This window comes from Undibacterium sp. GW821-FHT11H02 (assembly GCF_058808015.1).
Window position 1 is genome coordinate 296,079 of the sequence record NZ_JBXARG010000003.1, and the last position, 15,380, is coordinate 311,458.

The window sequence follows — 15,380 nt, forward strand, 5'->3', positions numbered from 1 at the left end:
TAAGTAGTTGAAAAATGAGATAGGCAGCGTGCGCAAGCTTTGACTACTTAAAAAAGTCTTTAAGCGCGCTGCCAGTAACGCATACCGAGGAAAATCGGTAAGCTGATAGAACCTAATACACAAACCCAAAGCATAGATTCTGCACCGACACCAACGAAAGCCCATAGGCAATAGGCAGCGGCAAACAAAGCCGAGAGCGCCAAATAATAAGACTGATTCAACTTATCATTCAAACGCTTTTGCTTCCAAAGCTTGAATAAACCAACAGCGACCGCCAGATACAAAGGCATATTTGCCGCTGTCACCATCACACTCAAGAAAGTAAAGCCTTGTGCCAGGCTACGACTGTAGTTCATTAAAATCATCACGCTCGCTAAAATGCCTGTCACGATTAAAGCAGAAGCGGGCGCGCCTTGTCGATTATGGTTTTTTAAGAAAGCCGGAAAAACCGCATGATTCGCCATCGATACGGTCATTTCACCGGCGATCATAGTCCAACCATTCAGTGCGCCAAGTCCACTGATAATGACGAACAAGGCAATCCACAAACCAGAATCGGCATTTAAATAGCGATGAAATAAATCCACGAATGGCGCGTTCGAACTGGCTAACTCTGCCTGCGGAATTAGCAACAAAGGTATCGCCGAAACGCCAATGTAAATCACCGCCGTAATCAGAGTTCCTATCATAGTCGCACGCGGAATAGTTCGTTCTGGATCATGCACTTTTCCTGCAGGTATCGTTGCACTTTCTACGCCCAGCATCGCAAATAAGGCAATAGTCCCAGCCGCTGCACTGCCTTCCCATGACAAGGGCGTGCTCGGAATTTGAGCTAGAAATACCGAGGCATTGGTACTCAACAAAAATGCGCCCAGTAGCAGCACGGCCAGCATGGGCAAGAGCTTCAAAAATGTGGTCAAGACTTGCACCCGCCCTGAGGTTTGCACACCCAATAAATTGACGATGATAAAAAACCAGATCAGGGCGATTGCGCTCAAAGGTGCGAGCCAGGCGATTTCTGCCAGCACAGGAAATAAACTACTTAAATAACCGACTATCCCTATCGCCAGGGTCGAGTTGGTAATGCAGACCGACACCCAATAACACCACAAAATGAAAAACGCGAAGCCATTGCCAAATGCGTAGCGCGTGTAGGCATAAGGTCCATCGGATTGAGGATAGGCACGTGCGAAATTGGCAAATACTTGCGCGATGAAGATGCAACCGACCAAGGTGATGGCCCAACCAATAAAGGCATTCAATCCATATGGTGCCAAGGATGTCGGCAGCATAAAAATGCCCATACCTATGACATTCCCTATAATCAGAGCGGTACACATCCAGAAACCCAGGGGCTTGTTATTATTTTTCATAGGGCAAATAAGATTTCCATCTTCGGTTGGTGACGAATACATGCTACTGGGTTCAAGCGATTAGTACTAGTGCAGTCAGCGCATGTTGGTAAATCACCTCATCGTGTTGCATAAAACAGAACTTTGAACGACACACTTTGGTTTATTTCTATCAGCATGTATCAAGCAGCTCCACCAGTTCCACCAGTTCCATTAAACTCATCACTATTTTTAGAAATTATCGCTATGCTGATCTGCTCGTCGTGGCAATTAGCGCAATTCAATTAACTAACTCATGTGCATCAATTACACTCCAAGTCGAAAAGATCAGATCGCTGAAAAATTTCATGCAATTGATCACACGGGCAGTGAATGGGAGCACGAGGTTTGGCAAGACTATGCCGCCCCCTTTATTACCCATGATGCTCTAAAACGACGTCAAGCTTTGCGTGGCAGCTATGGCTTGATTCCCAAAGCCAAACTACCGCCTGGCAAGCGTTTCAGCACTATGAATGCACGCGCCGAAACCATAGGCGAATTAACTAGCTACGCACGTCCCTGGCGCGAAGGTCAACGCTGCCTGATTCCACTACAAAATTTCTTTGAACCCAATTACGAAAGTGGTACGCCCGTGCGCTGGCAAATCGGTGTCGAAGGCAGTACCGATTTTGCAGTAGCAGGTCTGTACAAAGCCTGGGACGAGGAAGATGGCCAACAGAGTTTTTCCTTCACCCAAATTACGATTAATGCGGACGAGCATCCACTGATGAAGCGCTTTCACCAACCGGGCGAGGAGAAACGAGGCTTAGTGATTATTCCCGAAGCAGAATACGACGATTGGCTCAGTTGCAGCAATCCAGAAATGGCACGTGCCTTTCTTCAACTCTATCCGGCCGAAGCGATGTGGGCCAAGGCGGCACCGCTTCCAAAAAGAATCACAAAAAAATCGTTGATAGAAGAACAGACCAAAGCGAAACAAGCTAGTTTGTTTTGACAGGGATCGGCTAGCACATTGGCTCATCATTGACAAGAAAGTGCACTTATTTTTCAAAGATAGCAAAAAATTACTTTTAGCTAATTGCAAATAATTAGCAAATCGTCTAACTTGTGCCCCCTCTATGTCTTTTTAGGAAATATTCTGTGAAACTCATTACGCTCCTGATGTTAAGTGCCGGCATACTGACGCCTGGCCTCGCTTTTTCCGCTGAACCAGCCAAAGAAGCGCAAAGTACGACAAAATCCACACAAGCGGTACCGGTAAAAGTAACTTCAGTCGAAGGCATCACTGAGTACAAACTGGCCAACGGCATGCGCGTTGTCTTGTTCCCCGATGCCAGCAAGCCAACCATCACCACCAATATCATTTACATGGTTGGTTCACGCCATGAAAACTATGGTGAAACGGGTATGGCCCATTTATTGGAACATTTATTGTTCAAACCTAGCGCCAACTTCGGTATCAAAAAAGGCACGAAATCCCCTGTTGAAGTACTGAACTCTACCGGTGCTGATTTCAACGGTACGACGTGGTATGACCGTACTAATTACTATGCGACTTTCCCGGCGAATCAAGACAATTTGCGTCAGATGCTGGCGATGGAAGCAGACCGCATGTTGAATGCGGCGATTGATCAAAACGATTTGTGGAATCCAAAAACACAAAAAGGCGAAATGACTGTCGTTCGCAATGAATTTGAAATCGGCGAAAGTGATCCTATCGGCGTCACGACAGAACGTATTCAGGCAGTTGCTTACGACTGGCATAACTACGGCAAGTCAACGATAGGCGCGCGCTCTGATATTGAGCAAGTCAACATCCCACGTTTGCGTGCTTTCTACAAAAAATACTACCAACCAGACAATGCGATTTTGATGGTGGCCGGTAAATTTGATGAAGCCGCCATTCTGAAGCAAGTCAACGATTTATTTGGCCGGATTCCAAAACCAAGTCGCGTGATTGAACCCACTTACACCGCAGAGCCTACCCAAGATGGTGAGCGCTCAGTAACAGTGCGTCGTAGCGGTGGCACCCAATTCGTCGGCGCTGGTTATCACATGGCACCGTCAGCGCATGCTGACTCTAACGTCTTGGGCTTGTTGTCCGACATCCTGACCAGCGCGCCAAGTGGCCGCTTGCATAAAGCCTTGGTAGAAACCAAATTAGCCACTGCGGTGAATTACAACACCGTCAGCAATCTGGAACCAAGTTACGGCATCTTTGGCGCTATCGTGCCGAAAGAAAGTAATCTCGATGCCGCGCAAGACGCCTTGCTGAAAGTTTTAGAAAACTTAAAAGCGCAACCGATCACACAAGAAGAATTAGACCGCGCCAAGCAAAACGCCAGAAAGCATATACAACTGGCATTGAATGACACGGCCAAACTCACGATCGCTTTGACAGAGTCAATGGCAGCAGGTGACTGGCGTTTGTTTTTCCTGGAACGTGATCAATTAGAAAAAGTCACTTTGAAAGAAGTACAAGCCGCCGCTGAAAAATATTTAAAAACCACGAACCGCACTTTAGGTCGTTTCATTCCTACCGACACCGCGGACCGTACCGAAGTACCTGGCACGCCCAATGTGCTGTCTATGGTCAAGGACTACAAAGGTCAGGCAGTCGTCGCCCAAGGTGAAGCTTTTGATCCTAGCCCAGATAATATCGAAGCACGCACACAACGCTCAGCATTGCCTAACGGCATGAAGTTAGCTTTATTGGCGAAGAAAACTAAAGGGGCAACCGTCAGCGTCAATCTGCGTTTGCGTCTGGGCACGGAAGCCAGTTTGCAAGGCAAAGCAGAAGTAGGTCAATTCACTGCAGGCTTGCTGAACAAAGGTACAGAACGTCTGAAGCGTCAAGAAATCAAAGACAGCTTTGATAAATTGAATGCACAAGTTGCGATAGGCGGCGGTGCAGAAGGCGTTACGGCAACAATCACCACGACACGTGACAACTTAGCGGCTGCTTTAGATTTGTTGGCCGAAGTTTTGAAAAAACCTAGCTTCCCGACTAGTGAATTTGAAGAATTCAAACTAGCAGTTGCGGGTCGCATTGAACAATCTATGCCAGAGCCACAAGCACAGGCAAGTAATGCGATGGGGCGTTTGACAGATGAAACATCTGCCGGTCACGTACGTCACGTCAAAACCTTGCCAGACCAGGTTGCAGCGATTAGAGCCGTCAAGTTGGAAGACGTCAAAGCCTTCCATCAAAACTACTATGGCACTGAAAGTGCGACTTTCTCTGCGGTCGGCGATTTCGATAGCAACGCTTTGAAAACGCAATTAAACAATTTGTTCGGTAACTGGAAAGCAAAGCAAACTTACACTCGTATTCCACGCAATATGAAAGCCGTCGCAGGTCAAAAAATCACTTTGGACACACCGGATAAAGCAAGTAGTTTCTTGTTAGCGGTACATCCAATTGCGATCAAGGATGATGCAGAAGCCTATCCGGCACTTTTGATGGCCAATCATATGTTGGGCGGCGGCGCTTTACGTAGTCGCTTAGCTGATCGTATTCGCCAAAAAGAAGGTTTGTCTTACGGCGTTGGTTCTTTCCTCAACGTACCTAGCCAAGATCCAGTGGCCTTGTGGGCGGCATATGCTTTAAGTGCGCCGCAAAATACGGCAAAAGTAGAAGCCGCTTTGCGTGAAGAAGTACAAAAAGCGCTGAGCGAAGGCTTCACCGATGCTGAATTGATCGAAGCGAAAAAAGGCTGGAAACAATCTGAAGAAGTCGGTCGTACTCAAGACGCAGGATTAGCAGGACAATTAGCTGGCTACCTCGCCATCAACCGCACGATGAGCTACGACAAAGCATTTGAGGCAAAAGTAGCAGCACTCACCGTCGCACAGGTTAACGAGGCTTTGCGTAAATTGTTAAAAGCAGATGCGATCTCGGTGATTATCGCGGGTGATCAGTCTAAAGTTGGTAAGTAATTCAGTCATACGAAACACGCAAGTTTGGTGTTTTTTGAAGTAAATAGGCGCTAAAAATAAGAGGTGAAATTCAGCAATGAATTTCACCTTTTTTCTTGCCCGCTACTTTAGGTTTCGATTTTTATTACTATTCCGTCTCAACGAAAAAGGTCGAAACCCTTCAAAGCCGAGACGCAGAGTCGCCGAGAAGCGCAGAGAGAAGCGAAGATTTTACTGGTTTTCTCTGCGTATCTCTGCGCCTCTGCGCCTCGGTGTTGAGGGGGTTTGTTTTTCTACTCCTATTGATGACACGGGTTCAGGCGTAAAATAGCGCTTTACCCTCTTTTCCATTCCTAACAATGCCTCTGTTTCTACCTAGCCTTAGCTTGCTTGCCATATCGATCTTCTTGCTCAATGTAAGTTATGCGCAAGCGCAAAAAGAGAGTAAACCTAGCACTAAATCTGCACCACTCTCAGTAACACTGTTTGCCGCTGGCGATATCGCCGATTGCCGCAGAAAACCCGCCGAACAAACCATGGCGGCGCAAACTGCGAGCTTAATAGAAAACGGTTTGGCGCAAGATAAAAATGCCTATGCGATTACTTTAGGCGATAACACTTACCCTATCGGCAAACCTAGTGAATTCAGCGACTGCTATGACAAAACTTGGGGTAAATTCAAAACACGTACCCTGCCCTCACCCGGCAATCACGACTACGGCGTGCCCTTGGCGCAAGGCTATTACAATTATTTTGATGAATTGGCAGGTAAAGACCGGCTTGGTTACTACAAGAAAGTGATAGGCAACTGGACACTGTTGTCCTTAAATAGCAATATCAAACACCAAGGCATGCGCGAACAAATCAGCTGGCTCAAAAACGAACTCAAAGAAAAACAAAGCAGTTGCCTACTAGCGTTCTGGCATCATCCTGTATTCTCATCTGGCGGCCACGGTGATACTCCGCTGATGCAAGAAGTCTGGCAGTTGTTGTCGGATGCGGGCGCCGATATTGTCTTAAGCAGCCATGATCACAACTACGAACGCTTCACCCCACTTGATAAAAATGGGCGACGTAGCGACAAAGGCATACGCAGTTTTGTCGTTGGCACAGGCGGTGCCAAACTCACCCCCATGTTTTTCCCAAAAAGTATCAGCGACATTCGTCAAAACGAAGTTCATGGCGTCTTAAAGCTGCAATTACACGCCAACAGCTATGACTGGGAATTTATTGCAACGCCGGGCACGAGTGCTTCTGCATTCAGCGATAAGGGGCATAGTAATTGTCATTGAGACTGTCAGTAAGTTGCAAATTCTGCTGCGAGTTCAGTTGCCAACTCAGCAGTACGGAAAGCAGTCGATATGCATTCACCCTATTTACATTTTAAGCAAGCTTTCGTGTTAATCTCTACCTCCAATTTATTATAAAAATGCACTTACAAAAAAGCATTTTGATTGCGCATGGGAGGCAGAAAGATGCATCAAACAACATTGGCCGATTCACGGATGGAATTGCTATCGCCGGCAGACGACGAAAACACGACATCCATCCAAGAACTCGCCCTGACATTTAGCGGCAGTGGTCGAGAGTATTTCAGGATCTGGATCGTCAATCTGTGTTTGACGCTGGTAACTTTCGGCATCTATTCAGCATGGGCCAAGGTCAGGCGCCTGAGCTATTTTGATCGCAATACCCACCTAGCAGGTAGTAGCTTTAATTTTCACGGTGATCCCGTCGTCATTCTGCGCGGTCGCATCGTCGCCGCACTACTGCTGTTTGCCTATCACTATTTATTTGGCCTATCTGCAAGCTTCGCCATTGTTTTTACCGCGTTTGTATTCATCTGTGGACCTTGGATATTACGTAGCGCAATTCGTTTCCGTTTGCGTAATACCAGTTACCGTGGTCTGCGTTTTGATTTTGACGGTAGTTTAGCGGCGGCCTACTCAAACTACTTACCAGTCGCCATCATCTTCCTGACTCCAGCGTTGATTGCTGTGATATTTCGTAGTTACTGGATCACGGCATTATCCAGTTTGCTGTATCTACTTTGGCCCTGGCTACAAGCACGTATGAAACGCTACCAGCACGGTAATTTTTCCTACGGTCAAAAACAATCTGCCTCGGCTTTAGATAGCTTTGAATTGATCTGGCCCTACCTCAGTAGTGCTGGTGCAGTATTTCTGATTTCGGTATTGGCTGGCATTCTGCTCGCCTTAAGCACGAGCAGGAACCCGCTGACAGGCAGTTACAACCTATTTCAGCTATTCATTCTGCTGGGCGTACCTATTCTCACTGGACTAATGGTGTATTCCTTGTTAGGTCCTTTCCTTCAAGCACAAGTCTGGAATGAAACATGGTCTAGCACGCGACTCGACGATATACAGTTTGTCTCACAACTTCCGACATGGGCTTATACCAAGCTACAAATCGCGAATACGATTTTGACCCTACTCAGCCTGGGTCTATATCGTCCCTTTGCAGTAGTGCGTGCCTACCAATTCAGACTGGCGCATATACATTTACAGGCCATGCCCGAAGATTTGGAAACCAATGCGCTACAAGTAAATGCAGAGGGTGCGGCAGGTGAAAGCGCCGTTGAATTTGTTGGTTTTGATCTTTCCTGGTAAGGCGTGCTATGTCTATCTCCGTACACTATTTCGATACACGCCGCAGTCAGATCTTGCCTGGCACACTGCATATCACCGCAGATCAAATTGAATTGCATGTGGCGCAAGCTCAAAAAAACTTTGCGATTCTAAAGACTAAACTACTTGAGCCATTCGACAATGCAGCATTAGTCTTAGAATTTCCCGATGGCTCACATTGCGAAGTTGTTGAACCAGAATCCAAACAAGCCGTCCTCAGGCAATTAAATTATAAAGCGACGCTAATCGAACGCTGGCAATCAAAATGGTGGTTAGCCGGACTAGCGATCCTTGTCACGGTGACTATCTGTGTCGGCACATTTCACTACGGTGCTCCGTGGTTAGCAAAACGCATCGTTCCTCTTGTGCCACAAGCTGCTGATAATTTCTTGGGAAAGGAAGCGGAACAAATACTGCGTAAGCAATATCTCAACCCTTCGAGTTTGACCAATCCCCAATACTTACAGGCAATCAATATGTTTAGAAGGATACAGCCTGCGCAAACACGGGTAGCTTTACGATTCGAACTTAATCTAAGCGGAACTATAGGTCCAAATGCCATGGCCTTACCCCATGGCAGTATTTTCATGACAGACCAAATGTTCGCTTTATTTGAACATAAAAACAAACAGGCAGGAGAGGAACTCAGCGCCGCTGGAGAATATCAGCTAGCGAGCGTATTAGCGCATGAAATAGGTCACATAGAATTGCGCCATTCTATGCACAATATCGCAGCAAGCTCGATGATCACCACCCTGGTTGCTAGTTTAGTCGGTGACTACAGCACGATGCTAACGGTCGCATCGGGCACCCTATTGCATGCACAGTATTCACAGGAAAAGGAAGCCGAAGCGGACGAATATGCGATCCGGCTGTTGAAAGCAAATAACATATCGCCTGCCTACGCCGCACAGCTATTTGAAATTTTAGAAAAACACGCAAAAGTGCACAAACAAGGAAACGATCAATTCTCTTGGCTGACAAGGCAAATGGAGGATTATTTATCGAGCCACCCAAGTAACCAAAGACGCATCGCGCGATTTAAACAGGCTGCGCAAGAATAGTCTAAACCGACAGCACAAAGCGAGTTTGTCGGAAGGCTGGTAAACTAGCAGGCTATGCCATCCTCACTACTCTTCATCATCGCCTCATTAATTTGGGGCTCGACCTTTTGGGCCATTACACAACAATTAGGAGAAGTCGCGCCTGCGGTCTCCGTTGCCTACCGCTTCGGACTCGCCTCCTTAACGCTGTTTGGCTGGTGCTTGTTGCGTAAAGATCGTTTGCTGTTAGCTTGGAAAACGCAGGCTTGGTTAGCGCTACAAGGTTTTTTCACATTTTCACTGAGCTATTTGTGTACCTATTCATCTGAGCAGTATTTAGTCTCAGCCTTAGTCGCGGTTTTGTTTGCACTGATGGTGATCTGGTCGCCGATTACGGAAAGAATTTTCTTTAAAAAGCCTTTGACCTGGCGTATTTGGGTTGCCGCTTTTGTTTCTATCACGGGTGTGATTTTATTATTCTTCCCTGCACTAAAAAGTAATTGGGAAGAAACCCATTCCGGTCACAATACGCATTTCCTACTCGGCTTAGGCTTGGCACTGACAGCGACCTTAGCCAGCACCTTTGGTAATCTGGTGGTGGTTAAAGTGCGGCAACAAAGTCAAAATGTATTACTCACTATGGCATGGGCAATGGCCTGGGGAACTTTGTGGGTCAGTCTGTTTGCGATCCTTACAGGACAGCCGTGGACGATGCCGTCCACACTCAATTATTGGCTGTCACTACTTTATTTATCGCTATTTGGCTCCGTGATTGCGTTTGCTTGTTACTTCACTTTAATCCATAGAATCGGTGCCCAAAAAACCGTTTTTATCGGCGTCATCACCCCTATCATTTCGGTTCTCTTGTCAATCAAGTTAGAGAACTATCATCCAGGCTGGATAGAATGGTGCGGCATGATACTGTGTTTGGCGGGCGTGGTTTGGGCTTTGCGCGGTGATGTTAAACAAGGCAAAGCGGCTTAAGTGATTTTTCGATTGAACTGACGGATTGGCTTTCGAATTTCAGTCGAAATTTGGATCTTGCTACCCTAACTCAAGCTTCATGCTTAGCGGGCGTAATCACATCAAGAGAATCCCAGGAAAAAATATTTAAAAAGCCTGCCGCGAGCGAATCCAGTTCAGATGAGCGAACACGCTGGTTAATTATGCTTCAAAACCCCTCAACGCCGAGACGCTGAAGGGTTGTCATGTTTGTCCAAAGCTACAAATTCAATTCGGATAAAATCTCGCATTTTTTCACTGAGGTGTTCTCATTTTCGCCTTAACTGAATCACTGCCGCTAGCGCATTTTTTCCTTTGATTCTGCACTTCTTCATGTCCCAGCATTTGTGTTTTGAAATTTATCTTTAGAAATGCAGTTTAAGCTTGCATTTATTGCCTCAAAATCTTGTAGCCCAGCTACTGTCATACAAAAACCACATTCTCCAATAACAAATTTTTAGTCTTAATTTTTTGAGTTATGCTGAAATCTCAATGCATGCTATTTTTATGAGGTCTATAAAAATAAGAAACTGCAACAAATAAAATGACGAATAGACTGGACGATCAGGCAGATCTCAACAAACTAGGCATCGCGCCTCAGCTCGATAGCGACGTCTTGCTTGAGCATGGTCGCAACATGTGTTTGTCTGGGCAATTCGAGCAACTGCAAATCCTGCTCTCTCAACTCACGAAGCGTCCATTAAATCCTGAACAAGCCTTGTTACTAGAAGTATTAATGCTCTACCCCGGTACCAGCACCACTACGCAGAGCCGCCAGCAAAACCAGCAGCAAAGTCACACGCAACTACTACAACGTGCAATGATGTTGCATGAAATGGCGCAAGCCTTAGCCAGCAACTTGGCACGCGCCTGGATTTGGGAAGCGATGCAGCTCATTCAAATCAATTTGCAACTACATCACGCTGCTTTGCACAGCACCGCGATGGCCGCTGACATGTTTGAGCAATGTGGCCGCCCAAGGGATGCTATGAGTATGCGAGTGAGCCGCTGCCTGGTGATGGTGCATTGTGAGATGTATCGAGAAGTAATCGAGATGAGCGATGCTTTACTTAAACAACGTCAACTATTCGAACCCCTTGCTCTGATTAACCTATTACGTTCTACCGCTTCCGCCCACTACTTTTTGGGCAATGAAACCGAAAGCGAAGGCGAGGACAAAAATGACGATGCTAATTCAGCATGGCGTACCGCGCTCAAGTTACATCAAGAATGCTTACAAATTGCGCAGCGAGCTCAGCTCGATAAATTCGTCTTAATCGCGCATACCAATATCGCTATACTCAGCGCTTCTTTGGGATTACGGGCAGCAACCACGGAACACCTATTGCATATAGAAGGTATGCAACAACTTGCTGAAAGTATCAACATCAGCTGGCCCTATTGGATACGTTATTGCGAAGCCTTATTGCTGTGTCAGAGTGCCGAATTTGATCAAGGCTGGCAGTCCTTACTAGTACTTGCGGAAGAGCTCAATACCGCCAATATGGTAACGGCACCGGTACAAGAAGCGGTGCTAAAAAAAATTGTGAGTTTGGGTAAGCAACGAGGCTATTTTGAAATTGCCTTAAGCATGAGTGAAAGACATTTAGAACTGAATCGCGGACGCCGACATCTATTATCCCGAACTCTAAGCGACACACTCGATGATGTGATGGCAGCGCCCTCATTACAACAAAAAAATCAAGAATTGAGTCAACAAAGTTATGCATTGGAAGCATCTCTCGCACGTCGGAATGCCGAGCTCAATCAAGCTTTAACAAAACTTCAAGCCGAGGCCGCAACCCGCCTGCAAGCGGAACAAGCCTTGCAGGCGGCTCACCGCGATTTAGAAGAACAAGTCCGGCAACGAACTCGGGAGTTAGAACAAGCGATGCAGGTGTTAATGCGGCAGGAAAAACAATTGGCGCTGAATCGTTTAGTCGTCGGAGTTGCACATGAACTGAACACACCATTGGGCAACGCCACTATTGCAGCCAGTACCATGCAATATTTAGGTCAAAATTTACTCGAAGACATCAATAAAACCTCTTTGAGCCGAGGCAAGTTACGGAACACTTTGAATGATCTGGCGGAAGGAAATGCGCTACTAAACCGATCTTTGCAGACCGCAAGTGAATTAGTGCAACGATTCCGCGGGCTGGCGGTGGAGCAACATCAAGAAACACTCATAGAATACGACATCTCCCATCGATGCCAATTATTGCTGGCAGAATGGAGCCATCGTTTTAAACAGGAGAAAGTCGAACTTCATGTACAGATACCGGCTGGAATTATGCAAACCGGCTACCCAAATGCACTGAGTCAAGTGCTTGATCAATTGATTGACAATGCCATGCGACATGCGCTGCCGACAACCCTGGCGCCGCTATTAGAATTTACTTTGCGCCAGCATGCCGCCGACATTCATATCGAGATCAGCGACAATGGCTTAGGTATCTCAGAAGCGCATTTGCAAAGAATATTTGAACCCTTTTTTAGCAAACAATTAGGATTAGACGGTATAGGCTTAGGTCTCAGTGTCGCCCAAAATATCGTCACGGATCTATTGCAAGGAAAAATTAAAGTAGAAAGCCGCTCGACACAGGGACTCAAAGTCTCTATCTCTGTGCCGGCTGTTATTGAGGCCAAGTAGCCCGCCACACTGATATCAAGACCGGTCAAACGCCAGCTTACGCAAAACATGCGCTGCCGCTGCCAATCCAAACGAAGCAGTCACCACGATAGAGGACCCAAAACCGGCGCAGTTCAGACCTGAGATGCCGTTTGAGCCACTAGCTGCGTTCGAATCCGAGCTCAGTTTAGTGGTATCTACTTCGCAGACTTCGGCGGTTTCTGGCATGGTCAAGGCTTCCATGGAAAACACGGCATCGATGCCAAACTTAGTTTTCATACCGCGCGGGAAACCAAAATTCTGACGCAGGCGCTTGCGCACCAAAGCTAATAAAGGTTCTTGTTCGGTGCGCGATAAATCACGAATTTCTATCTTGCCCGGATCAGTCTGACCGCCAGCGGCACCTATGGTAATCAAAGGAATCTGGTGCTCGCGGCAATACGCAATCAAGGCCGTTTTGGCTTTCACACTGTCAATTGCATCGACTACGTAATCAAAATTTTGACTACCTATCATGAGTTCCAGATTGTCTACTTCGATGAACTCTTCAATTTCTCTTACCTTGCAATAGGGATTAATCGTAGCGATACGTTCAGCCAACGCTGTCACCTTTGCCTTGCCCAGGGTCTCGCTAGTGGCCTGAATCTGACGATTGATATTGGACTCAGCGACGTTATCGAGATCGATCATTGTGATTGATCCAATCGCACTACGTGCAAGCGCTTCCACCACCCACGAACCAACACCGCCCACTCCTACCACACAGATATGCGCCTGCTTAAATCTTTCTAGACCTTGCGCACCGTACAGGCGCGCGATCCCACCGAAACGGCGTTCAAAATCAATATCATCATTTGCTTGGGGCTCGAAGGGGGATGCGGCGTGTTGCATAGGGAATAATTTCTTTGAATTTTGAATGAATATTGAATGGACTAGCTAGTAAAACCCGCCGTCATTTTACAAGCTTCGGGTCAATTAAGCATTTCTGACTTGATTTCGCGCAAGTGACTTGGTGGCGAAATCGGTGCGAATGACAAGAATGGAGGATAATTTTGGCTATATTGTTGCAAAGTGCTTACTTGCCAGTTTTTTTTCACAAAACGCTGACTTATATCACCCTTTTCCATTTGCTTTATTAATTATTAACGGCTGACATAAACCTACTATGGATATCTTATTCGCAAGCGCACCCGGTTTCGATCAGCCATTGGCAGTACTTAAGCATTGCCATGATCGTATTCGTAAGCAACTCGCCACCCTAGAAAAATTATTACCGCATCTGGCTCAGCACGGTGCCGACGCCGAAGCGCAAAAAGCTGCATTGGCGGTATTGAAGTATTTTCAAAATGCGGCGCCACTACATCATGACGATGAAGAAATCGATTTGCTACCGAGCTTAGTCGAAACCGCGCAAGCCGATGATGCAGACTTACTGGCGACACTCCTGCCCACAATTTTGCAGCAACATCAGCAAATGGCAGCGCAGTGGCAAGCTTTGGAAGCCCAGTTAAGTCTCGTTGCGACTGGTAGCGCGGCAGATTTGAGCAGCACTGATGTCGCTGCCTTTCAAACCATCTATCAAGAACATATGCAAATCGAGGAAACGCAAATCGCACCTATGGCGATGCGTTTGTTTAGCCCGGCGCAAATGCACAAGCTAGGTCTGGCGATGCAAGCCAGACGCGGTATTGATGCTGTGTGAAAGCGCTGTATGAAAGCGCTGCGTGAAAAACGATTTTCGACATTAAGTTCAGAATTTTTTAAGCAAATTTAAGCTAAGGAAAACGTATGTCTATTGCCAATCTACGAAAAGATTACCAACTTGCCAGCCTCGCCGAGAGTGATGTTGCGCATGACCCCATTAAGCAATTTGCGCATTGGTTCGATCAAGCCTTAAAGGCCGAGGTTTCTGAACCGAATGCCATGAGTTTGTCTACCGTCAATGCGGAGGGCAAGCCGTCCTCGCGCATTGTACTGATTAAAGAATTCGACACACGGGGCTTCTCCTGGTTCACCAATTACGACAGTCGCAAAGGCCAGGAATTAGCAGACAATCCTCATGCTGCACTACTGTTCTTTTGGATACCGCTGGAACGTCAAGTACGTATTGAAGGTCGCATAGAAAAAATCTCCGATGCCGATAATGACAAGTATTTTCATAGCCGCCCGCTAGGTAGTCGTCAAAGTGCACTGGCTTCAAATCAAAGTCAGGTCATCGCTAATCGTCAGCAGCTTGAAGACAAACTGGCACAAGTTGTCGCAGACTTTGGTGATCATCCACCACGCCCTGAACACTGGGGCGGCTACCGCTTGGTGCCCGAATTTATAGAATTCTGGCAAGGCCGCAGCTCACGCTTACATGATCGCATTGCCTACACCCGCCAACCAGATGGCACTTGGACTATCAGCCGTTTGCAGCCCTAATCCGACGAACTCATCGTTCTTGCACTGAAGTGAAGATCAAAACTGATACAGCGCAGCAACCCTGCGAGGTATCAGTTTTTTATTATCCCAGATTTTCCATTAGGATTTGTGATGCTGATGGATGCACTTTTTGAGGCAGTTTTGTTGCGAATGAGGCGTCAATAGCGAGCTATTGACAACGAAGAGCAACAAAAATGGCCAGCGAATTCTAGTATGAAGTGCAATTTATGAACGGTACCGGTTGATGAGGGCAAGATGCGATAGCATTTGTGCCTTTTTGACCGGCCAGTCGAAATTGCATAATGAACTACACACATCTCACCCAAATAGAACGATACCAGATTTACGCATTAAGAAAAGC

The 15,380-nt window shown here is 46.7% G+C and carries 11 protein-coding genes; 9 read left to right on the plus strand and 2 right to left on the minus strand.

What is annotated here, in order from left to right:
- Positions 1 to 59: 59 nt before the first annotated feature.
- The gene (locus tag AC1RR2_RS05185; RefSeq protein WP_493221225.1) at positions 60 to 1,373 is read right to left on the minus strand and encodes an amino acid permease; all 1,314 of its coding nucleotides are present in this window, start codon (positions 1,371 to 1,373) and stop codon (positions 60 to 62) included.
- A 274-nt stretch (positions 1,374 to 1,647) separates the two neighbouring features.
- Here AC1RR2_RS05185 and AC1RR2_RS05190 point away from each other — a divergent pair, with 274 nt between their 5' ends.
- The 7 genes from AC1RR2_RS05190 (at position 1,648) to AC1RR2_RS05220 (ending at position 12,616) form a co-directional block, all read left to right on the plus strand.
- Positions 1,648 to 2,346, plus strand: coding sequence for an SOS response-associated peptidase (locus tag AC1RR2_RS05190; RefSeq protein WP_493221226.1), 699 nt, complete (start codon positions 1,648 to 1,650; stop codon positions 2,344 to 2,346).
- Positions 2,347 to 2,492: 146 nt separating this feature from the next.
- On the plus strand, positions 2,493 to 5,291 hold the full coding sequence (locus AC1RR2_RS05195) for a M16 family metallopeptidase (RefSeq protein WP_493221227.1): 2,799 nt from the start codon (positions 2,493 to 2,495) through the stop codon (positions 5,289 to 5,291).
- A gap of 338 nt (positions 5,292 to 5,629) precedes the next feature.
- Complete coding sequence (locus AC1RR2_RS05200) at positions 5,630 to 6,562, plus strand: metallophosphoesterase family protein (RefSeq protein ID WP_493221228.1); 933 nt, start codon at positions 5,630 to 5,632, stop codon at positions 6,560 to 6,562.
- Between the two features lie 183 nt (positions 6,563 to 6,745).
- On the plus strand, positions 6,746 to 7,900 hold the full coding sequence (locus tag AC1RR2_RS05205) for a YjgN family protein (RefSeq protein ID WP_493221229.1): 1,155 nt from the start codon (positions 6,746 to 6,748) through the stop codon (positions 7,898 to 7,900).
- 8 nt (positions 7,901 to 7,908) lie between these two features.
- A complete protein-coding gene (locus AC1RR2_RS05210; protein ID WP_493221230.1) occupies positions 7,909 to 8,982 on the plus strand; it encodes a M48 family metallopeptidase in 1,074 nt (357 codons plus the stop codon).
- 54 nt (positions 8,983 to 9,036) lie between these two features.
- Positions 9,037 to 9,945 carry a DMT family transporter gene (locus AC1RR2_RS05215; protein WP_493221231.1) on the plus strand — a complete coding sequence of 303 codons (909 nt, stop codon included), beginning with the start codon at positions 9,037 to 9,039 and terminating at the stop codon, positions 9,943 to 9,945.
- Between the two features lie 562 nt (positions 9,946 to 10,507).
- Positions 10,508 to 12,616: a sensor histidine kinase gene (locus AC1RR2_RS05220; RefSeq protein WP_493221232.1), complete on the plus strand. Its 2,109-nt coding sequence runs from the start codon at positions 10,508 to 10,510 to the stop codon at positions 12,614 to 12,616.
- A 15-nt stretch (positions 12,617 to 12,631) separates the two neighbouring features.
- On the opposite strand, the gene AC1RR2_RS05225 is transcribed toward AC1RR2_RS05220, so the two are convergent.
- Positions 12,632 to 13,486: a tRNA threonylcarbamoyladenosine dehydratase gene (locus AC1RR2_RS05225; RefSeq protein ID WP_493221233.1), complete on the minus strand. Its 855-nt coding sequence runs from the start codon at positions 13,484 to 13,486 to the stop codon at positions 12,632 to 12,634.
- Positions 13,487 to 13,760: 274 nt separating this feature from the next.
- Between AC1RR2_RS05225 and AC1RR2_RS05230 the strand changes: the two genes are divergently transcribed.
- Entirely contained in the window at positions 13,761 to 14,297 is a 537-nt protein-coding gene (locus AC1RR2_RS05230; protein WP_493221234.1) for a hemerythrin domain-containing protein, read from the plus strand.
- An 86-nt stretch (positions 14,298 to 14,383) separates the two neighbouring features.
- The gene (gene pdxH / locus AC1RR2_RS05235; RefSeq protein WP_493221235.1) at positions 14,384 to 15,019 is read left to right on the plus strand and encodes a pyridoxamine 5'-phosphate oxidase; all 636 of its coding nucleotides are present in this window, start codon (positions 14,384 to 14,386) and stop codon (positions 15,017 to 15,019) included.
- Positions 15,020 to 15,380: the final 361 nt, after the last annotated feature.